The 21,325-nt window shown below is 50.7% G+C and carries 20 protein-coding genes; 13 read left to right on the forward strand and 7 right to left on the reverse strand.

The features are described from left to right. Nucleotides 1-35 precede the first annotated feature (35 nt). Nucleotides 36-446 carry a MarR family winged helix-turn-helix transcriptional regulator gene (locus PBA01S_RS05160; RefSeq protein ID WP_016311914.1) on the forward strand — a complete coding sequence of 137 codons (411 nt, stop codon included), beginning with the start codon at nt 36-38 and terminating at the stop codon, nt 444-446. A gap of 81 nt (nt 447-527) precedes the next feature. Here the strand turns inward: PBA01S_RS05160 and PBA01S_RS05165 are convergent, their stop codons facing one another. Together PBA01S_RS05165 and PBA01S_RS05170 are read right to left on the reverse strand one after the other, a co-directional pair. Next, nucleotides 528-1,298, reverse strand: a complete 771-nt coding sequence (locus PBA01S_RS05165; RefSeq protein ID WP_016311915.1) for an RluA family pseudouridine synthase — start codon at nt 1,296-1,298, stop codon at nt 528-530. Nucleotides 1,299-1,301: 3 nt separating this feature from the next. Continuing rightward, entirely contained in the window at nt 1,302-2,165 is an 864-nt protein-coding gene (locus PBA01S_RS05170; RefSeq protein ID WP_016311916.1) for a class I SAM-dependent methyltransferase, read from the reverse strand. Nucleotides 2,166-2,368: 203 nt separating this feature from the next. Between PBA01S_RS05170 and PBA01S_RS05175 the strand changes: the two genes are divergently transcribed. After that, on the forward strand, nt 2,369-4,093 hold the full coding sequence (locus PBA01S_RS05175) for an ABC transporter ATP-binding protein (RefSeq protein WP_016311917.1): 1,725 nt from the start codon (nt 2,369-2,371) through the stop codon (nt 4,091-4,093). A gap of 57 nt (nt 4,094-4,150) precedes the next feature. Here PBA01S_RS05175 and PBA01S_RS05180 read toward each other — a convergent pair whose 3' ends face one another. After that, nucleotides 4,151-4,990: a GNAT family N-acetyltransferase gene (locus PBA01S_RS05180; RefSeq protein WP_016311918.1), complete on the reverse strand. Its 840-nt coding sequence runs from the start codon at nt 4,988-4,990 to the stop codon at nt 4,151-4,153. 146 nt (nt 4,991-5,136) lie between these two features. Here PBA01S_RS05180 and PBA01S_RS05185 point away from each other — a divergent pair, with 146 nt between their 5' ends. Then, entirely contained in the window at nt 5,137-5,913 is a 777-nt protein-coding gene (locus PBA01S_RS05185) for an ABC transporter ATP-binding protein (RefSeq protein ID WP_009225964.1), read from the forward strand. A 3-nt stretch (nt 5,914-5,916) separates the two neighbouring features. Here the strand turns inward: PBA01S_RS05185 and PBA01S_RS05190 are convergent, their stop codons facing one another. Genes PBA01S_RS05190 through PBA01S_RS05205 form a run of 4 tightly spaced genes read right to left on the reverse strand, consistent with a single transcriptional unit; the run spans nt 5,917 to nt 10,089 of the window. Beyond that, nucleotides 5,917-7,044 (reverse strand): GerAB/ArcD/ProY family transporter, encoded by a 1,128-nt coding sequence (locus PBA01S_RS05190; protein ID WP_127575483.1) that lies wholly within the window; start codon nt 7,042-7,044, stop codon nt 5,917-5,919. Nucleotides 7,045-7,072: 28 nt separating this feature from the next. Next, nucleotides 7,073-7,288 carry a hypothetical protein gene (locus tag PBA01S_RS05195; protein WP_009225966.1) on the reverse strand — a complete coding sequence of 72 codons (216 nt, stop codon included), beginning with the start codon at nt 7,286-7,288 and terminating at the stop codon, nt 7,073-7,075. 12 nt (nt 7,289-7,300) lie between these two features. Further along, complete coding sequence (locus PBA01S_RS05200) at nt 7,301-8,494, reverse strand: Ger(x)C family spore germination protein (protein ID WP_127575484.1); 1,194 nt, start codon at nt 8,492-8,494, stop codon at nt 7,301-7,303. After that, nucleotides 8,491-10,089: a spore germination protein gene (locus PBA01S_RS05205; protein ID WP_127575485.1), complete on the reverse strand. Its 1,599-nt coding sequence runs from the start codon at nt 10,087-10,089 to the stop codon at nt 8,491-8,493. Before PBA01S_RS05205 ends, PBA01S_RS05200 begins: the two co-directional genes overlap by 4 nt. Nucleotides 10,090-10,277: 188 nt before the next feature. Between PBA01S_RS05205 and PBA01S_RS05210 the strand changes: the two genes are divergently transcribed. The 10 genes from PBA01S_RS05210 (at nt 10,278) to PBA01S_RS05250 (ending at nt 21,325) form a co-directional block, all read left to right on the forward strand. Beyond that, nucleotides 10,278-11,858 carry a spore germination protein gene (locus tag PBA01S_RS05210; RefSeq protein WP_255315293.1) on the forward strand — a complete coding sequence of 527 codons (1,581 nt, stop codon included), beginning with the start codon at nt 10,278-10,280 and terminating at the stop codon, nt 11,856-11,858. After that, the gene (locus PBA01S_RS05215; protein ID WP_127575486.1) at nt 11,855-12,961 is read left to right on the forward strand and encodes a GerAB/ArcD/ProY family transporter; all 1,107 of its coding nucleotides are present in this window, start codon (nt 11,855-11,857) and stop codon (nt 12,959-12,961) included. The genes PBA01S_RS05210 and PBA01S_RS05215 overlap by 4 nt, the downstream gene beginning before the upstream one ends. After that, a complete protein-coding gene (locus tag PBA01S_RS05220) occupies nt 12,954-14,123 on the forward strand; it encodes a Ger(x)C family spore germination protein (RefSeq protein WP_127575487.1) in 1,170 nt (389 codons plus the stop codon). The genes PBA01S_RS05215 and PBA01S_RS05220 overlap by 8 nt, the downstream gene beginning before the upstream one ends. 19 nt (nt 14,124-14,142) lie before the next feature. Then, nucleotides 14,143-14,283: a hypothetical protein gene (locus PBA01S_RS22685; protein ID WP_016311926.1), complete on the forward strand. Its 141-nt coding sequence runs from the start codon at nt 14,143-14,145 to the stop codon at nt 14,281-14,283. A 162-nt stretch (nt 14,284-14,445) separates the two neighbouring features. After that, on the forward strand, nt 14,446-15,492 hold the full coding sequence (locus tag PBA01S_RS05225; RefSeq protein WP_016311927.1) for an HD-GYP domain-containing protein: 1,047 nt from the start codon (nt 14,446-14,448) through the stop codon (nt 15,490-15,492). A gap of 148 nt (nt 15,493-15,640) precedes the next feature. Continuing rightward, nucleotides 15,641-16,336: a response regulator gene (locus PBA01S_RS05230; RefSeq protein WP_085169138.1), complete on the forward strand. Its 696-nt coding sequence runs from the start codon at nt 15,641-15,643 to the stop codon at nt 16,334-16,336. 3 nt (nt 16,337-16,339) lie between these two features. Then, entirely contained in the window at nt 16,340-17,809 is a 1,470-nt protein-coding gene (locus tag PBA01S_RS05235) for a sensor histidine kinase (RefSeq protein ID WP_127575488.1), read from the forward strand. Continuing rightward, entirely contained in the window at nt 17,806-18,960 is a 1,155-nt protein-coding gene (locus tag PBA01S_RS05240; RefSeq protein WP_028537707.1) for a hypothetical protein, read from the forward strand. The genes PBA01S_RS05235 and PBA01S_RS05240 overlap by 4 nt, the downstream gene beginning before the upstream one ends. 177 nt (nt 18,961-19,137) lie before the next feature. Next, nucleotides 19,138-20,514: an ABC transporter substrate-binding protein gene (locus PBA01S_RS05245; protein WP_016311931.1), complete on the forward strand. Its 1,377-nt coding sequence runs from the start codon at nt 19,138-19,140 to the stop codon at nt 20,512-20,514. A gap of 88 nt (nt 20,515-20,602) precedes the next feature. Beyond that, the gene (locus PBA01S_RS05250) at nt 20,603-21,325 is read left to right on the forward strand and encodes an N-acetylmuramoyl-L-alanine amidase family protein (protein ID WP_016311932.1); all 723 of its coding nucleotides are present in this window, start codon (nt 20,603-20,605) and stop codon (nt 21,323-21,325) included.

Raw genomic sequence — 21,325 nt, forward strand, 5'->3', positions numbered from 1 at the left:
ATCCAAATGGTGATGTAAGGCAAGGAGGGATAAGATTGCATACCGCTGAATTTGCCAGATTGCTTGATCTCATCGTGAAGGATTATCAGACCCACATGGAGGAGGAGCTGGCTCCCACACTAACGACGTCGCAGTTGACCGTTCTGGAGCTGCTGGAGCAGCAGGGCAATCTGAAGCCGTCCGATTTGATTCCGTTTCTTTCCACGACGCCGGCTGCAGTAACGATGCTTCTGGACCGTATGGAGCGGGGCGAACTGATTCGCCGCGACCGGGATGAGAACGATCGCCGCAACGTGTGGGTATCAATTACGGATAAAGGACAATCCGAAGTTCGCCGGGGGATCGAAGTTCGCAACGCCTACTTAAGCGGCGTGTTGAATCGCATCTCAAGCCATAATCAACAACTGCTCGTATTTCTGTTGGGCAAAATTTCGGGAACGAAATAAGGAACTTGCCTACGAGGGAGTCTAATGAATAGGCGGGACGTCAAGGAGCTGATTTGTCAGCTTTAGACGTCCCGCCTTTTTTCACATCTCGATTCCGTTCCCCCCAGCCTGCAGCAACGCTGCAAGGCGGGTATACGTTTCTTCCTTCCACAGGTCCCACGGATACGCACGCGGCGGGAGGGAGATCAGATCGATCGGCTCCTTCGTCACCGGGTGCGGAAACCCAACGTACAACGACCAAAGGGCGATTTGTTGGCCTGGTTTATTCCGCCCTGCGCCATATTTCTGATCGCCATACAGAGGGCAACCGATGTGGCTCAGTTGCACTCGGATCTGGTGCGGCCGGCCGGTATGCAGCTCCACCTGCACAAGGCTCAGCTGCTCCGATGCAGAAGTGCCAAGCACCCGGTAATCGAGCCGCGCCTCTTTGCCGCCGGGCGTCCCCGCTGGAACGACAGACACTGTATTGGTGCGTTCGTCTTTAAGCAGCGTATCCGCCAAACGCCCTTGCCGCTGCGGCGGCGTTCCGTGTACGACAGCGACATATGTTTTGCTGAATCGGCGGCTTCGCACCATCTCCGCTAACCGTGAAGCGGCTTTGGAAGTCTTGGCGAAGATCATGGCACCTCCGACCGGACGATCCAGCCGATGCACAAGTCCGAGATACACGTTACCGGGCTTGCTATACCGCTCCTTGATGTCCGCCTTCAGCAAATTCAGCAGATCGGGGTCTCCGCTGGCATCCTCCTGGGTAGGGATGTTCACCGGCTTCTCAATGCCGAGCAGATGGTTGTCTTCATATAGGATCGCCATCGCCGGCTGTCCCGAGGTCCGCTTGACTTCAGAAGTCATCGCTTATTCCTCCCAGCGTCCGAGAATGCCGCAAGGAAGATGAAGCCCTGAGCGGGTGATCGGCAGGCCCAGTTCACCGGCCGAGATCCGTCCCCCGTAACGCTTCTTGACGGTCATCGTCAGAATGTTGTTCAGAACGGTAGGCGAAATGCCGGTCGTATACGAGTTAATAAGGAAGAAGAGCGGCTTGTCCGACAGGATCGACAAGCAAGACTCTACAAACGGGTAGAGGCTCGTCTCCAGCTTCCACATCTCACCGCCCGGACCACGCCCGTAGGACGGGGGGTCCATGATAATCGCGTCATAACGGTTGCCGCGCCGTTGCTCCCGCTGTACGAACTTGAACACGTCATCTGTAATGAAGCGTACATGGCGGTCAGCCAAACCCGACAGCGCCAGGTTCTCCTTGGCCCATTGGACCATCCCTTTCGCTGCGTCGACGTGAACAACCGAAGCGCCAGCCGAAGCTGCGGCCACGGTGGCCCCGCCAGTATAAGCAAACAGGTTCAGCACCTGAATCGGCCGACCCGCGCCGGCGATCTTGTCCATCATCCACCTCCAGTTGGCGGCTTGCTCCGGAAACAATCCGGTATGTTTGAAATTGGTGGGGCGGATATAAAATTTCAACCGGTCATAGGAAATCGTCCAACGGTCGGGGATCTGCTTCTTCATCTCCCATTGTCCGCCGCCGGAGGAGCTGCGATGGTAATGCCCGTGCACATCGCGCCAACTGCGATCTTCATTGGCGATCGGCCAGATGATCTGCGGATCGGGGCGCCGCAAAATGACGTCCCCCCAGCGCTCCAGCTTTTCTCCGTTTCCGGTGTCCATGACTTCATAATCCTGCCAATCATTTGCTACATACATGTGTTGATCCTTCCTTCCGCCGCCTTATGCGGCCCGCCCGTTCGGGCATGTCCTTAAGTTCTGTAGATTCGGTAGTTATTGTACCTTATTTTTCTATCGACATGCTACCTTCCTGGTGAAAACGATCTTCAATTCATTCCGCGGATGTGGTAGTCTTTTAATAAAATGCTAAGTTTTAGAGGATCAAGGAGAGAGCATTGGAAATGTTACGTCGTTTTTTTTCATATTACCGGCCTTATAAACATTTGTTTATTCTGGATTTCACTTGTGCGGTGGTGGCGGGTCTGCTGGAGATCGGGTTCCCGGTCGCCGTTAACCAGTTCGTGGACAAGCTGCTGCCGGGTCGCGACTGGGCGCTGATCATTTGGGCTTCGGCTGCGCTGCTGGGCGTATATCTCTTGAATACGGCGTTGAACTACATCGTCACGTACTGGGGCCATATGCTGGGGGTTAACATCGAAACGACCATGCGCAGAAAGATGTTTGATCATCTGCAAAAGCTGTCCTTCCGCTTCTATGATAACCATCAGACCGGACAACTGATGTCGCGGATCTCCAACGATCTTGACGATATCGGAGAGCTGGCGCACCACGGACCGGAGGACGTCTTTATCGCCGGTATGACCCTGATCGGCTCGTTCCTGCTGATGCTGTCGATTAACTGGAAGCTGGCGGTACTGACCTTCCTTGTTGTGCCGGTGCTGGTTTGGGCGGCGCTATATTTCAATGGCAAAATGTCTAATACCTATCGTGGCTTGTTTACCGCACTCGCGGATTTCAATTCCCGTGTAGAGGAGAATATCGGCGGGATTCGCGTCGTTCAGGCGTTTGCTAACGAAAAGCACGAACAAAAGCTGTTTGAGGAAAATAACAAGGCCTATCGCGCTATGAAGCTGTTGGCTTACAAAATCATGGCCGGCAGCTTGTCCATCAACTACATGCTAATGCGGCTTGTTTCGTTGTTCGTCATGGTTTGCGGGACTTGGTTTGTCATTCAAGGGGAGTTGACTTACGGGGAGTTCGTTGGTTTCTTGTTACTGGCGAACGTGTTTATACGGCCGATTGAGAAAATCAATGCGATCATCGAAATCTATCCGAAGGGGATTGCCGGATTCAAGCGTTATCTGGAAATTATGGATACCGAGCCGGACATAGCCGATGCCCCGGATGCGATCGAGGTTGGAACGCTGAAGGGAGACATTCATTTCGATCGGGTTTCTTTCGGTTATGAAGGGGCGTCTCCCGTGTTGGAGGACGTCAGCTTGAAGATTCGAGCCGGGGAAACCGTCGCCTTCGTAGGGCCGTCAGGTGCCGGCAAAACTACGCTATGCAGCTTGCTGCCGCGCTTCTATGATGTGGATGGCGGACGGATCACCATCGACGGGATGGATATTCGCGATCTAACTCTGTCCTCATTGCGGCGCAATATAGGGATTGTACAGCAGGACGTTTATCTCTTCTCGGGGACGATTCGTGAGAACATCGCTTACGGCAAGTTGGAGGCAACGGAAGAGGAGATTTGGGAGGCAGCGCGGCGGGCGCAGCTCGAGGATTTCATTCGCTCGCAACCGGAAGGATTGGAGACGGTGATTGGTGAACGCGGTGTCAAGCTGTCCGGCGGGCAAAAGCAACGGCTGGCGATCGCAAGAATGTTCCTGAAAAATCCGCCGATCCTGATTTTGGACGAAGCGACATCCGCCCTGGATACCGAAACGGAGCAGGCGATCCAGCAATCGCTGGCCGAGCTGTCCGTGGGAAGAACCACACTCGTGATCGCTCACCGGCTGGCCACGATCAAGAACGCTGACCGTATCGTTGTAGTAACGGAAGAGGGGATTACCGAGCAGGGACGCCATCAGGAGCTGATGGCCGCCGGAGGCCATTACAGCCGGCTGCATCAGGCCCAGTTTGGACATTTGAATGCTTAAATGAACGAAGACCGCAGGAGCTCTTCCGTAGAGCCTGCGGTCTGATTCGTTTTAGAATCAACGCAAATAAGCATAGTAGTCCTGGGATCGACAAACCCGAAACCCCGTCTGTTCATAAAGTTTCTTGGCTTGGGGGTTGTTGAGTGCGACTTCCAGCCAGATTTCAAAGCCTTTGGCACGTTCGCGTTCAACTACCTGACGCAAAGCAGTACTACCGATGCCTTGCCCCCTCCGGGATGAAGTAACAACAAAGCCGTAGATCCAAGCCTCCTGATCACGACGGGACACCCGAATTTTCCCAACGGCTTCGCCTTCATGCACGATGAGCTCGTTCTGACGAACTTCTTCCTCCGTTAACTTCTCGTAGTACAACCGGGTTTCCTCCGGATGGAGATCAAATCCCTCCTGATCGAGGCGAGCGAGCAGCGGCCGTTCCGCGTCCTCCGCGGATCGAAGCGTGATCTGAGTCGTTCTGGACGGAGCATTCGCGCAAGCCACTTTAGGGGAGTGTTTCATTTGAAATTCGCTGAATTCATAGCGGCAAGGATAGGTGGCAAGGAAATGCTTGGCCGAGTCGGAGTTCCCAGGTGCATTCAAAAGGATCTTCGGATACGAACCCACTGTAGCTAGGTTTAAACCACGCCGCAGCAGGGAGGTGAAAATACCCTGTCTGCGGTAATTCGGGTGAACCATGCCGCAGACCTCCAGCGTGCTTCCGAACGGATACAAGCCTAAAAAAGCGACCAGTTGCCCGTCGCGGAACTCGATCAAATCTGCGGCACTCTCTTCCTTGCGGGAGTGTAAGGTGTCCCAATTTAACTTCAAAGCAATTCCATCATGCTGCTCTACGTGTTGTTGGAGGGCTTCCACGTCAGCCCATGTCCATGTTAGATTCATGCCAGCTCACTTCCCTTCATTCGTATTCTAGCGGATCGGAAGGAAATTGGCACGTGAAATCGTGGGCATCCGCGCTTGACATATCTCAAGTACGGGGGTAGCTTGAAAGTACTGCAAATCTACTTATTTTTTCGGAGGTACTAGGAATGAATATCATCGAAATGGAACAAGTGACTTGGTTCCGGGATGGGAAAGCCGTATTAAACGGCATCGATTGGACGGTCCGCGAGGGAGAACATTGGGCGATGCTAGGCTTGAACGGTTCAGGCAAAACGACGTTGCTGAACATGATCAGCGGCTACCTCTGGCCGACATCTGGCCATATCAGCGTACTGGGGAACCGGTTTGGCGAAGTAGATTTGCGGGAGCTGCGCAAAACGATTGGGTGGGTTAGTTCTTCGATGCAGGCCAGACTGCACGGGGGGCAAAAAGCTGAAGATCTTGTGGTAAGCGGCAAGTTTGCAACCATCGGACTTTACGAGAAACCAACGTCAGAGGATTACGACCGGGCTGCAGCCTTCATGAACCAGCTCCATTGCAGCCATTTACATGGACGAACTTACCAGACCTGTTCCCAAGGTGAACAGCAAAAGCTGTTGATTGCTCGGGCTTTGATGGCTTCGCCCCAGCTGCTCATCCTGGACGAGGCAACGAACGGGCTGGATTTCATCTCCCGGGAAGGATTGCTGGAAAGCATCGCACAGCTGGCCGCCGAACCGAATACGCCGCATATGCTGTATGTAACGCACCATACCGAGGAAATTTTGCCGATTTTCACGCATACGCTGCTGCTCCGGCGGGGAGAAGTCTACGCGCAAGGGAAAACGTCGGATGTCCTGAACGAAACCGGGTTATCCGATTTCTTTGAAACGCCGGTGGCTTTGCGATGGAATCAGGAACGAGCTTGGCTGTCGACGAAATAAGCCTTAACCCGTCGGGGTACTCCCGGCGGGTTTTGCTGTTTTGGAGCCGGAGGCTTTTTTGCGTATTGCAGCCACTAACCAATAGAAGCTGGGGATGAGAAATTCGGCGAAAAAGAACATCGGCGCCCCTTCCCAGGACAGGAAAGAAATAATTTCCGGGGGGGTTCTGGCAATCGACATGGCGTAAATGGATACAAAGGCGACAACCGGCAGCGTGAACGGTTTATGATCTTTCACGCCAGTCAATTGGGCAATGCATAAGACCGCGTTGAATACCACAAACGCAATTTTTACAAAGATGCTGGTCAGCCACAAAATAATTAAGATCGGGTCCATCGTTTCGATAAATGAGCCGACACGAATGAAACGAACCAGTTCCATGTCAGGGTAAACCAGATTGGCTCCCAGGTTCGGTCCAAACGTCAGCAGGATCGGAATGAGATGCAACACGATCAGCAGCAATGAAGTGAGCGTAGCCCCGAAGAGGGTGCGGAACACTTTTTTTGGCATCTCTAGATAAGGAAATAGCAAAAACAAGAATGCCATCTCTCCAAAAATCGCCATCGTATCTAGGATTGAGGCAACCATATCTCTTGCCGAGAGATGGTTAATCAAGGCGCTGAACATATCCAATTCCATTTCCTGAAACCCGATAAACGGAATAAAGAAGAAGGCGGCGGCAAAAATGAGGAAAAAACCTTCAGCCGTACGGAAGATCGTCAGGATCCCGCAGCGAACAGCATAGGTAACACATACTCCATAGATAGCGATCACCGCCCACCCTGGCGTACCAATCAAATATTCCGATAACAAGAAATCAGCAAGCTCCCTTAAATTGAGAGCAGCTAGAAAAAGATGGAGTATCACGATGTAAATTACGAAAATGATATGGAGGGGGCGGCCCACCACTTTGCCCCCGAACTCTACAAAAAACTCGTTGGGGCGAGAGGAAGCGAGCTTATAGGCTGGGTAGCAAAACAGCAGCCCCAGCAAAGCGCCCACCACAACGGCAATCGGCGTAGAATACTTGCTGCCTCCTAGTAACATTCCTGCATAAAAAGCAACGACGGTGGTGAAGGTTTGTAAGCTGAAAAGCATAAAGATTTGATTGGTTGTTATGTTCTTGAGCATTCATTCCGCCTCCTAAAGTCCGATCGTTTCAAAACGATCCGCCCAGCATCGACTTGCGTAAATATTCCATCATCATGATGAAATTCCATTGATCCTTCAGTTTAAATGTGACTTCTGAGATGACAAAAAAACAGATGGAGACGAGTAGAACCGTCATCCGTTTTTTTAGCTGAACGCCCTCTTTTTTCTGTATCATCCAGTCTGCCAGCATGATGAGCACATACAGGATGCCGATATAGACCACATTGATCCCTCGCTATCTATTGGTTTCTTGGACTACAGAACGAAACACACCGCCCGTACGGTTTAATTTAATCTTCACATCAACTTCAATCGGGAGTTCCTTGGCGTAGTAATTCTTCCATTGATCTTGCATCGAATGCCAAATTTTCGGATGACTCCAATGCAGATATTGGCTCATGAGGAAGGCGTCAGATCGGGCTTTCCGAGTCTTGTCCAGCACATGGATAAACTGCTCTTCCACGTCCTTACTCAGGAGTTTCTCCAATTCACGGAGAACTTGCGGGTCCTTCAAATCGATGCGAGACAGTGAGGCTTCGATATAAGCTTTTGCACTGCTATCGACTTTGAACGAGACCTGATCTCCCTGTACTTTCGGTTTTATACTCGTCTTTATGCCTTCGATGTAAAAGCTAATCTCCTTCTCATCGGTGGGAGAGGGGAGGGTGAGCGTTGTATTTTTTAGCTGAGAGCTGATCCACAGCGCGGTTCGATGCTCGAGAGGAGTGAGCTCGATCTTCGCCATTTTCCCGCCGCTGAAAATCGCTGCACCTCCGGAGCCCATCCAACGGTTCGTTTTTGGATTCTCCTTTGCAATTTCTGGAAGCTCTCCGAAGGACAGCAGCGGAATCAGAATATCCCCTCCTTGGTATAGCGCCAGCTTGTAATCCTTGACAGTAGTGTCCAACACATAGTGATTGTTGACGTATTTCCGCAGGATGTCGCTGAGAATCCGTTCGAATACCATCGGTGCCTTCGTGATTTCTTTAACGTCACCCGGGGTTACGAACAAGCTGGCACTCAGCCGGAAGGAGGGCTGACGGAAGACAAATTCAACAACTTCGTCCAAGCCATGCTCCGCCTCTCTTCGGCCTACCACAACGATGCGGGTTTGACCAAAAGTGATGTTCCGAGGCACGTCAATTTGAAGTAGATTTAAAGCCTGACTTAGGTTTTCTGCTCGTCTAGTTATAAAGCTAAACGGATCCCCTTGGTGTTGCCCCGTCCCGCCGGCTTCCCCGGGAATCATCCGGTTCGGGAGCGGAATGCCTACGGTCAATTCCACCTGCCCGTCCTCCGTCCGATCGATGAGTACCGTGTTCACAAACGCACGGTTGTTAAGCTCCTGAGCGGACCAGCATCCGCCAACGCCAATGAAGAGCAAGATAATCAATGTTGCTGTTGCGATAGCGCGGTGGATTCTCGTCACTCGAAATCACCTTTCTTCTCTTTTACCCAACTGCGAGGATTTGAGTTTTGTCGGTTTTCGTTGTTCGAGAGTTGCATCGGTCGTTTGTGCATCTTCCACCAAGGAACCCGAATGAACGTATCTCCCAAATCCTTGCCCATGAGCGGAGCAATCGGGGATAAATAGGGAAGTCCAAAAGATTCCAAATTGACCAAATGGATGTAAATCAGGATTAACCCGCAGGTGACGCCGTACAACCCAAACATGGAGGCTAGGATCATAATCGGAAAACGGAGCAATCGAAACGCCAAGCCTAAATCGAAATGGGGGATGATAAACGAAGCGATCCCCGTTAAGGAGACGATGATCACCATGGCCGCTGAGACGATCCCAGCTTGAACTGCAGCTGTGCCGATGATCAAGGCGCCGATAATGGATACGGCTTGCCCGACCGATTTTGGAATTCGAATGGAAGCTTCACGAAGCGCTTCAAACGCAAGTTCCATCGCAAAGGCTTCCCATAGTGCCGGAAAGGGGACGATCTCCCGTGAAGCAGCGATCGTAATCAGCAGCTGGGAAGGGATCATTTCCGGATGAAACGTGGTGACTGCGATATAAATGGACGGCAGAGTTAAAGAAGCAACTACGAAAAAATAACGAATCCAGCGAATCCAGTTCGCTGCGACATAACGCTGATAGTAATCCTCCGCCGATTGCAGCAGCATCGGCAAGGTCACCGGAGCGAGCAATGCGATCGGTGAACCATCTACAATGATGGCGATTCTTCCTTCCAAAATCGCTGCGACGACGACGTCAGGTCGTTCTGTGTACTGAAGTTGCGGAAAAGGCGTGTAAGGGTTGTCCTCGATGATTTCTTCCACGTAGGCGGAACCCAGAATTCCGTCCATATCGATATTGGACATGCGACGCTGCACTTCTTTCAGCAATTCCGGCTTACATATGTTCTCCATATAAGCCAGCACAATACTGGTTCGAGTTTCCCGACCTTTATTGACCGTCGGGGTTTTCAGATGTGGACTTTTAATCCGGCGGCGAATCATGGTCAAATTCTTCTCCAAGTCCTCGATGAAGGCTTCTCTAGACCCGCGGATGACAGATTCGTTGGGAGCTTCATCAATACTGCGCGTCGGGTAAGCGGAAATGGAGAACGTCAACATCCGCTTATCCCCGTCGATCATCAGCAAAGCTTCGGCGTTCAGGATGGCTTGAATCGCTTGATTTAAGTCATCGATCACGGTAGCTTGAGATACACTTAACGCTTTATCCTCGAATAGGAACTGATAAATATCTTTCTCCTGCAGTAACGAGGCTTCTCGTTGTAAGCTGCGTACGATAAATTGCTGGACCGTTTCCTGTGCAATCATTCCGCGAACATAGACGAGGGCACACGATTGACCCGAGCTGATCGTAAATTCGCGATAGATGATGTCTGAGCTATCCTTAAGCACCTGCTTCATCCACTCTAACCGAGCTTGTAAGCTTTGATCGTTAGAGAGGGCTGGCGCATCCGTACGGCTTGGGGGGAGTGTCGGTGTTTTGCCTGACTTTCCCCCGAGGGAGTGTTTTCGACGCTGCAGCTTTCTTATGATGGGCATGGAGCTACCTCCTTCCTTAGCCGACTATTCCCAGTTAAGATGCGCCGTTGACAGGAGAAATATACTAATTTTTTGGCAAATCCGGAGTGAAGACCAACATCAATCGAAACGAGATTATTTTTGAAGCAAGTTGGTAATAAAGGGTAACGATATCATCAACAAGAATAGTCCAGTGGGGAAGGGTTCTCATGCCAAGAATAATGTTCCGAAATACGCACAAAAAGCGCAGTCCAATCCGAAACAGCGGGGAATCGCAAAGTAACACTTCGGCTGACGACTGCATCACACGGAGCGTTCATGCGTCGGTTGCGAGCATCGTTCGTCTCTTGAATGCTCCTGATGATTTAGTGACCCGGTTTATCTGCGGTGCTGAAGGGACTCCTCCATGCGCCATCGTGTGTATTGCCGGTCTAGCGGATTTGAAAATGATTAACGATCATATCGTTACATCCATACAGCAGGCGTATTCCGCCATTAACTGTTCTGAGCCCATCACCGGACAAGAATTGTACCGGCGGTTGGACAAGCAATTTCTATCGGTTCAAAAATATAAAACAACGCGATCCCTTGACGAGATTCTCGTATCTTTGTTGTCTGGGGATACCGCGTTACTTATTGATGATCTGGATCAGGTTCTCCTGATTGGCAGTAAGAAATGGACAGGACGGAGCGTGGAGGAGCCCGAAACGGAAGCTCTAGTCCGCGGGCCGCGTGAAGGTTTTAACGAGAGCATTGAGACGAATGTTATCCTGCTTCGGCGGACGATCCGGGATCCGAAACTTCGATTCGATCCCTACCGCATTGGGGAACGTGGGAAGAAAGAGCTCATTATCGCTTATATCGATAGCATTGTGCATCCTGCGCTTGTCCAAGAGGTAAAACGAAGAGTCGAGTCGATCGATATTGACGATGCGCCGGAAAGCGGGATGATCGAGCAGCTCATCCAAGACAGCTTCTTGACACCGTTCCCTCTGATCCTGCATACGGAACGTCCGGATAAGGCTGCTTCAGCGATTCTACAAGGTAAAGTTGTGATATTACTGGAAGGTACGCCATTTGCGTTAATTATGCCAACGACATTCGAAACTCTAATGCAGTCACCGGAAGATTATTATGAGCGCTGGCTGATTGGATCTTTAATTCGGATCTTGAGATATACGGCGGTATTTGTATCGTTGACATTTCCATCGTTATACATCGCTCTAGTGTCCTTTCACCAAGGGTTGATTCCCTCCAAGCTGGCCTTTTCGATTGCGGCAGCTAGGGAAGGCGTGCCGTTCCCAGCCGTCATCGAAGCTTTTCTCATGGAATTGACGTTGGAGCTGCTCCGGGAAGCCGGGATCCGCCTGCCCAAGCCGGTCGGGCAAACGATCGGGATTGTAGGCGGTCTGGTCATCGGCGAAGCGGCGGTGCAGGCGGGGATTGTAAGTCCAATTATGGTCATTGTCGTTGCAGTGACGGCTATGTCTTCCTTTGCCATCCCTGCCTACAGCGCAGGTATTGCTTTCCGTATCTTGCGGTTTATTATTATGCTTGCCGCTTCCATGTTTGGGCTGTACGGGATCATCTTGACCCTCATTATGATCTGCATTCACCTGTCGAGATTAAATAGCTTCGGGGTTCCATATTTTACACCGTTGTCCCCCAGCTTCTATCGCGACTGGCGGGATATGATCATTCGAGCCCCGTTACCGATGTTGTCGAAGCGGCCTCAATTTTTGCAAACCAAAGATGAATCCAGGATGGGAAGTAGGGAGGGCGGTACATGAAGTCCTTTGAGTACGGAGATCGAGAAGTAGGCACCTATGAAGTGTTCGCCTCCGTTGCGAATATGCTCATTGGTTTCGGGTTGCTTACTTTGCCGCGTATCATCGTACAAAAGACACATTCTGTTGATGGGTGGGTATCGATTCTCATCGGCGGTGTTGGTGCCATATTCTTTTCGTGGATTGTCGCCAAGCTCATCAGCCGATTTCCAAAGCAGAACCTGTATGAAATCGGCGGTGCGGTCATCGGAAAGCCGCTGGCCCTCCTGATCACTCTTATGTTCGCTGTATATATGTTAGCATTCGTGGCTTATGAGACCCGAGGCGTTGCAAGCATTTCGCGCCTTTACTTGTTCGATCGGACACCGGTAGAGATCGTCAGCCTCGTCTTTCTCCTAGTGCTCATCTATGGCGTATCCGGACCTAGTGTGACCTTGTTCCGGTTAAATACATTGTTTTTACCCATCGTGATCATGCTGATCTTCGTCTTATTATTGATGAATATCAGCCATTTTGATTTCCATAACCTAATGCCGTTTTTTGTGACCGATTGGCGGGAGTTGGTGATAACTTCCAAGGAGTCGACCTTTTCATTTCTCGGGTTTGAGATTTTATTGTTCTATAATTCAATCCTCAACAACCCGAAGAAAGCCGTAAAAGCCTCCACCTTGGGGATGCTTATTCCGCTTATTCTCTATTTGCTCGTGTTTTTAATCACCTTGGGCATGTTTGGTGCTGAGGTGACCGCCAGCACGCTGTATCCCACGGAGGAGTTGGCCAAGCAAGTTGAGGTACCCGGGGGCTTTTTTGAACGGTTTGAGTCGATTTTTTTCTCAGTTTGGATACTTACGCTATTTAATTCAGCGGCGATGGCCTTCGATGTGTCTCTCTCGGCGATAGAAGCTGTATTTTCAAAAGCGAAGCGCATGGCGCTGGCGATTGGGTTAGGCCCGATTCTGTTCCTCATCATCATGCAGCCGCAAAATATAGATGAACTTCAGCTGTTTGCTGAATGGATTAGTTACGCTGGCATCGGGGTGGGGATGGTCATTCCAACCCTTCTGTTATTGTTGGCGATCCTGCGGGGGGTGAAGGGACGTGCGTAGAGTTTGCTGTGTTGGGTTCGCCGCACTAATCCTAGCCTTAGGGTTGACCGGTTGCTGGGACCGGGTCGAAATTGAAGATCGAGGGTTTGTCGTAGGGGCCGGAATCGATCTTGCCGATGAGGAAGAGGCGCAGAACGGGCAATTTATCCTTACCTACCAATTTGTCATTCCAGGGGGGCTGCAGGCAAGAGAAGGCGACAGTAAAAACGGGAGTTCTTCCAAAGCTTACTTTAACCTGTCTACTAACGCGAATACGATGTTTGCGGCGGCTCGCAAGATGTCCTATCAAACGAGCCGCAGCCCCTATTTGCAACATATGCGCATGATCCTGATTTCTCGGAAACTGTCTGAAAGCGGAGAGCTTGCCTCTGTATTGGATCTTTTCCTCCGTGACCATGAAATGCGTCGAGCCACGAAAATTATGGTGACGGAAGGAGATGCGCGTGAAGTACTGGCGACGAATCCGAAAAATGAGAAGCTCCCGGTGATGTTTTTTGAATCCACTTCACTAAATCCAACGAAGAGCTCCAGCATTTATCCGCCAACGAACATCGGAGAAGTCCAAGCCTACATCTTGTCCAAGAGCAGCTTCGCCCTTCCAATCATCCGTAAACTGGGAAATGAGGTTTCCGTATCGGGGACTGCGCTCTTCGACAATGCTCAGAAGCTGAAGGGGCTCCTGAACGAAGAGGAGACTTCGGGATTAAACATTTTACGCGGCACCGCCCAGGACGGGGTTCTGGAGATCCATGTGAATGACGAGTATATGGCGTATGAGATCAAAGGCTTGCGTCAGAGCATTCAGGCGGATGTGTCCGATCCCGAGCATATCCGGTTTACCATCCATCTGGAGTTGGAGGGAAACGTTGGTGAGACCCAGGAGCGATTGGATCTGCTTTCCGCTCATCAGCTTGCGGAACTCGAGGAGAAAACCGAGCAAGAAGTAATCCGCATCACCAATGGAACATTAACGAAGCTGCAGCAGGAATTTAGAGTGGATGTTCTTGATTTAGGAGACGAGCTGAATCGCAGGCATCATGCGCTTTGGCAGAGCATCAAGGACGATTGGGAGCAGGGCGAACGTTATTTTTCCCGATGCGATATCGAAGTAAAAGTCCGCGCCAAGATTCGCATCGTAGGTTCAACGTTGGAAACCAAATAAGGAAGGAGGAGAATAGCTCATGTGGAATATCGTGCGAGATCGGCTTCCTACCACGATGACCTGGGTCTGTGCAGTATTGTCGGCGGTGATTCCTTGGATTGTCTATTCCATCAATCAGGCGCTGCATCATTACGGGGATCCACCATGGAAGAGGAAGTGAATATCCGGGGCTTTTGACCTGCATCCCAATGAATAAAGCAGCAATAACCCCCCTTCCAAAACACGCCTTTAGGACTATTCAGGGCGGAGTAGGTTTGCGCGATATTTATATGTAAAGGTAGATTTTAGGCGGTGTACGCGCAGATTAAGAAGGGGGGGTTATATGAGAACTCACGTCATGGAGCTTCAGGAAGGGGATCGTCTGAGAACCGATGTGTTTAACCGAGCCGGGTTGCACATTCTTCCGAAGGGGACAAGCATTCATGCGGAGGAAATCGCCCTGCTGATTCGGCAGAGTATCGATTATGTCGATATCGAATTACGCGAAGGGGAAGTTACCCTGAACTCTAGCAAGAATTCAAGCTTTATCCAGCATTTGCGCGATAACTTTTATTTTACAGTGAAGGGGTATCAAACGTTATTTTTAGAGGCGCTGACGACCGGGAAGTTTAATCAATCCATGGTTGAGCAGCATTTGGTGCCTATGCTTGAGGTCCTGGATCGAAATAAGGATGTTGTGTCACTCCTGATCGCCTTCACGGAAGAGGATGTTAATATTTATAACCACTCATTGCAGGTGGGTCTGTTATCCTATTATATTGCCACTTGGTTGGGACACCCGCCAAATGAATGTTATGAAATTAGCAAGGCGGGGTATCTGCACGATATCGGGAAGAGTCAGGTGCGGCAATCCCTTCGCAACCGCGAGCATGAATTAACGGGGGAAGAACGGGAGGAAATGAATCGTCATACCTCCTACGGTTATGACATTATCCGCCGATCGACAGGGGAAGAAGTGACGGCTCTCGTCGCACTTCAGCATCATGAACGGGAAGACGGCTCCGGTTATCCGGCTGGCTTGCGCAAAGAGAAAATTCATCCTTATGCCGAAATCGTTGCGGTAGCGAATGAATACATAGCGATGACGTCTCCAGACGCATCAGGTTCGCGGCAGGATATCTTGACGGTGCTGCGAAACATTTATAATCTCGGCTTCGGCAAGCTGAATGAGAAGGCGGTTCAAGCGTTGACGGCCAATCTTCTGCCGAATTTCATCGGGAAGAAAGTGAAACTAAGCAACGGTGAAACGGCGACGATTGTTTGGAACAACCCTACTGATATTTTCAAACCGTTGGTGCAAATCGACGAGTGGCAGTTCCGGGATTTGTCGAGAGAACGAAATATCGATTTAGTGCATGTGTTTATGTAAAATTACATAAATCCAGTGGAAGCAACCCGCACTCCATCGAAGGAGCAAGGGTTGTTTTTTATTTAGTTGAGACCCCTTGTACGCCAAACTTTTCTGAGCGTCGTCAGACGGGTACAATAGGTGTCGAGGAAGTAAAATGGAGGCGCTTATGGAGAAGACGAGAATCCTAATCATCGACGACGAAGCGGCTATTGCCGATTTGTTGGCTTACGGGTTGTCTAAGGAAGGGTTTGACACCCGCACCGCCGGAAGCGGAGCCGAAGGGCTAGAGCTGATGAAGACGTTCCAGCCGGATCTTTTGTTGCTGGACTGGATGCTGCCGGACCAAAGTGGTCTGGACATTTGCAAGAAAGTAACGGCTGTTTACAACCTTCCAATTCTGATGATTACGGCAAAATCCGATATTACTGATAAAATTCTGGGTCTGGAATTTGGGGCGGACGACTACATTACGAAGCCATTTGATTTGCGGGAGGTGGTCGCCCGAATCCGTACGATCCTTCGGCGGGTTCAGCCTGCCGCCGGGCTTGAAACTTCCCCGCAGGAAGAGCGGATTCGCTTCAAGAATATCGAGGTCATCGAAAGCGAAAGGCTCGTACGTAAAGACGGAGAGCCTGTAGATTTAACTCCAAAGGAATTTGATCTGCTGCTGCGTCTGTATCATCACCGGGGCAAAATCTATACGCGTTCGGAGCTGCTGGATCTCGTGTGGGGGTATGACTTTCCTGGCGATACGCGCACCGTTGACACGCATATCCAGCGATTGCGCAAAAAGCTCGACGCGAGCGACCTGATCACAACTGTGTTCGGTGTCGGGTATAAATTCGAGAAACAGGTGGACTAAGCGATGGTTCGCACGATTCGAGGGAAGTTTCTTGTCGGCTTTTTTCTCATCTTTGCCCTGTCCTTTCTATTGCTGAATCAAACGGTAGACCACCTCATCCAGAAGAACAACCAGAACATGATCACGGACGACTTGATTGGTCTGAAGAAAAACAGCAACATCTATGTTCGGCAGGCGTTCTTAATCAATCACTTCACGAACGACGATCTCTATTTCGGGCAAATGGCTGAAGAGATCGTCAGTGACCTGAAACGGGCGACCTCCAGCGAGGTCAGCGCCTATACGGTGGACGGGGTGCTGCTTCATGCCTCATCCAATGAGGCGTTTGCCGGTGCAACTGATGAGGATTTAAAGCAAGCGCTCGAGGGCAAAACCGCCTACACGATCACCTATAAACAAGGGACGGCCGCCGTGCATTACTCCTACCCGGTGATCATTGATGGAAGTCATGTGGGAATCTTGCGGTTTGCCAAGGACTTCTCTTTGCTGTACGAGCAGAGCGATACCATTCTGAAGACCATCACGTATTTGGCTTTTGGCATATTGGCTGTAGCTTTCTTATTTTCTTATTTGTTGTCCCGTAATCTGACGATTCCCCTGGTCAAGCTCAGCAATGCCTCGAGCGAAGTGATGAAGGGGAATCTGGACGTGCGCATTGACGTCAAACCGACGCGGCGGGATGAAATTGGTCGACTGGCCGCGAACTTTAACGAGATGATCGGACAGATCAAGCAGCAAATTGCTCGCATCGAACGAGACCGCGACCGCCTGGAGCGTTTAAATCGGCAGCGGAAAACCTTCTTCGACAATGTGACCCATGAGCTGAAGACGCCGCTGACTTCCATTCTTGGATATGCAGAAATCATCCGCCAGCAAGGGGAGTCGGATCGGGCTTTTTTTGAGAAAGGCATGAACCATGTCGTTCAAGAAAGTGAGCGATTGCATGGGATGGTACTGAGATTGTTGGAATTATCGCGGGAAACGGCAGGCAGCGAAGAGTTCAAACAGGTGGACACGGGACAACTGTTGCGCGATACGTGCGAGGCATTGGCCTTTAAAGCCAAGCGCTACCATAAATCGATACACAGCGAGATCGAGGAAGGGCTTCACGTCTACGGACAGGAAGACCGCATCCGGCAGATCTTCATCAATTTGCTGGACAACGCGATTAAATACAGCAAACCGTATTCGGAGATTGAAGTTCAAGCCAAGCGGGCAGGGGAGCAGGTTCGTTATCGATTTGCCAACCTGGGGGAGACAATTCCACCGGAACAATTAAACGAAATCTTCGAGCCGTATTATGTCCCTGAGCGGCATGGTGCGAAGGAGACGGGGAGCGTTGGTTTGGGACTGGGCATCGTGAAATCGATCGTGGATGATCATGGAGGGACTGTTCGGATGACGAGCGAAAACGAATTGACCACGGTTGTGGTGGAGCTGCCATTCATGAAGTCGGAAGGAGAGTTGGCATGAAACTGCGAATATGGATGATCGCTGTATCGTTGTTGATCGCGGTCACTCTACTGCCCGGCTGTGCTGGCAGCCCCCAGACCCAGATGATCATTATCCCGGATGCGGAGGAAAGTCAACATGCAGACGAGCCTACGGGGCCCTTCAAGGTAGAGAAAATCTATCGAATTCCTCTCGCTGCCAAAGGCGGACTGTTGGGGTGGTTTGGTACCGATTCTTTGCTGGGGGTTTATAACGGAACCAACGGATCGCAAATTCTCGAGGAAATCAAGCCCCCATATGAGGACTTGCAGAAGGTTCGCGCATTGGGGGCCAAGCAGTACGTTTTCGATCTATCCCCGGACGGCAAGCGAATTACCGCCATTGAGGAGAAGGGAAGCCATTATGAGCTTCAGCTGCTGTCTTTGACCGGAGAAGCAGATCTCAAGCTAAAAACCATAGACACTTCTGAGCTCACGACGAAACAGTTTACTTGGTCGGACAACAGTCGGTATCTCGCCTTCACTAATTATGTATCGGAACCTGAAGTGACAGGTCAATCTGAGATCGTGGTCTATGACATGCAAAATAGGACTTCGGAAATTTACAAGATTCCGTTTCTGAAGGAAGGGCAGACGGAACTGTACAACTCAGTCCATGTCTCCGATGACGGGAACAACGCATTTCTTCTTGTCCAACGGATCGATGAAACGAGGCTGGTAGCCGGAAAGTTGAAGGACGGGGAATTCGTCGCTCAATATGAACATGCGTTAAGCCGGTATGGCCAAGCCGCATGGCTCAATGACAATCAAGTAGCCTTCCTAAGTCAGGACGGGACGTTGTATGCATACGATTTGCGGAATGAGGCAGTGGCTGTGCTACTGGATTATGCCCTTACCTTCGAGCTGTCCAGAGACCGTCATACCATCGCCTATAGTAAGGAAGATGGTACCTTGCTTGCTGGTAGAGTACAGGGCAACAATATAATCAATGCGAGTCCAATATATCAGGGGGTGCTGCCCTACCAGATGTCCTGGAGCGAGGATAATCGAAGATTGTTGATCTTTGGCGGGAGAAGTCTGATTCGCAGTTCACAGGGGCCTGCCGTCGTGCCAAGCGCGGAATACTCCGTTCAGGAATCTGACTGGCTGCCCTTCATTATCGAATTGAAATAACGTCTTAGCTTAAACAGGAGCGTGAGTTTGAAACGCTCCTGTTTTTTTGTGTTTACAGTTTGGAGACATTTTGTTGACAACTCGGTCAAACGATGGTGACATCTCCCCTTTACGATGAAGGTGGCCCAAAAAACAGGAATTGCCTTATCGTCATGCGGCCGAAAGGAGTATAGGACGTTGAAAACTTCAATCAAAACAAGAGCAATAACGACGGCAGCGGTGAGTTTCATCCTATTGTTTTCACTAGCTGCCTGTCATGGTGGGGGAGGAGCGTCTCCAAATCCCCAAATCGGTGAATCGGGCAACCTCGTGGGCGAACCGCCAAGCCAGGATCCCGATGACGTTGGAAAAACAACGTTGGTTCTGTCGAGCTTTTTTCCAGATGCTCGTCTGGAGAAGCTGGTCAACCAATATGAAAAGATCCACCCGGAGGTGGACATCCAACTTCAGTTCGTGCAATCCGATGATGCTCATATGGAGGCGGAGATGGAGAAGTATCTGACCCAAACGAATACGGCCATGCTGGCAGGAAAGGGGCCGGATTTGCTCATCCTGGATGATTTGCCGGCCGCCAATTATGTAAAGAACGGACTGCTTGTTAACTTCGATGAGTTGATCGCACAAGATCCTACTTTTAAGAAAACGGACTATTTCTCAAATATATTGGACAATGCCAAGCTTGGCGGCGGCTTGTACGCGATGCCGACTTCATTCTTCCTGCTCGGACTGGCCGGCGACGAAGAAGCGCTCGCGAAGGCTGGAGTGGAGATCGACGACCAATCTTGGTCTTGGAACGATTTCGCCGTTCTTTCCGAGCAATTGGTGAACAAAACGTATCCGCATGTCATCCAAACAGAACCTCAATACATGCTGAATTGGATGGTGTCCGACAATTTATCGCTATTTGTGGACGAGCCCAAGGGAATGGCCAAATTCAACACGAGCAGCTTTACCGGCTTAATGAAGCAGGTGCAGAACATGGCCGAAGACGGAGTGATTGGCATGGAGGGAGCCCCTTATTTCTTCCCTGTGCAGATCAATTCGCCTGCCGATTACTTCGAATCACTAAAAAGCTATCGGAGTCCAAACATGAAGCTTTACGTCAAGCCGCATGCCCAAGACGTGGGGGCCGGCGGGTACTTTCAACCGTATCAAAGCATCGGATTGAATCGCAGCTCCAAAGCCAAGGAACAAGCCTGGGACTTCGTGAAATTTATGATCTCGAATCAAGTGCCGGTCGATCCGAACCATGCCGGCTTCCCGCTCAATAAGCAGCTTTACAAACAGGAAGTCGAACAGTTGAAAAAAGAAGGAGCCGTACAAACCGCCAAGGAGGGCCCATTGAAGGGGGTACCCGTCCAAGTCGAGCTGGACAAGCTGGTTGCGTTTGAGCAGTTTCTGACCGGTGCGACCCATATGGTATCTAAATTTCAGCCGGATCAACTGTCGGAAATCATTACTGAAGAGTCCAAAGCTTTCTTCAGCGGGCAAAAATCCGCTGAGGACGTCGCAGGCCTGATCCAAAACAAGGTCACGACGTATCTCAATGAATAGCAGCAGTGATCATGAACAGCACGGATCCGATTCTGGGAGAGGGTCGGTTCCGATTTGAGGGAGATAGAGAACACTCGGAGGAGAAGTTATGGGGAAAAGTGGGAAGATCGCGTATTTCGTGGCTGTCTTGGGGATCATTATGGTTTTGCTGTCCTTAGGGGGTGTGATTACCCTTGGTGGTGAGAAGCACGGAGGTTCCGTTCATCGGTTCTTGTCGTCCGGACCGGCGGTTGGTGAGGAAAGGGCCGTTCCCGGCGGAACCGCCGGGAAGTACCGGATCGTCATTGATCCCGGACATGGCGGGAAGGATCCGGGAGCGACCAGCATGAGCGGCAGAGAAGAGAAGGATTTTACGTTGGCCCTAGCGGAGAAGGTCTATGAACGACTTGAGCAGGATCCGATGTTCGAACCCGTATTAACTCGTACAAGTGATGAGTTTATCGAGCTGGAGGATCGGTCCAAGGTCGCCAACGAGCTGCATGCAAATGCATTCATCTCTTTGCATGGCAACACGTATGAAGGGTCGGAGCCAGTGTCCGGCACGGAGACGTATTACTACAACAGAGGAGACGGCAGTTATGAACTGGCGGAGATGATCCACCAGCATTTAATCGAAGCCTTGGGTTTTCGGGACAGGGGCGTTCGTCAAGAAGGCTGGAAAGTGCTGCGAACGAGCGAAGTTCCAGCGGTTCTGGCCGAAATCGGGTTTCTGACCAACGCGGAGAATGAGTCGGTCTTATTTAGTGAAGCGGGGCAGGACAAAGCGGCGCAAGCAATAGTGGATGCGCTTAAACAATATTTCGGAAAATAA

Source organism: Paenibacillus barengoltzii NBRC 101215, assembly GCF_004000745.1.
GTDB classification, from domain to species: Bacteria; Bacillota; Bacilli; order Paenibacillales; family Paenibacillaceae; genus Fontibacillus; species Fontibacillus barengoltzii.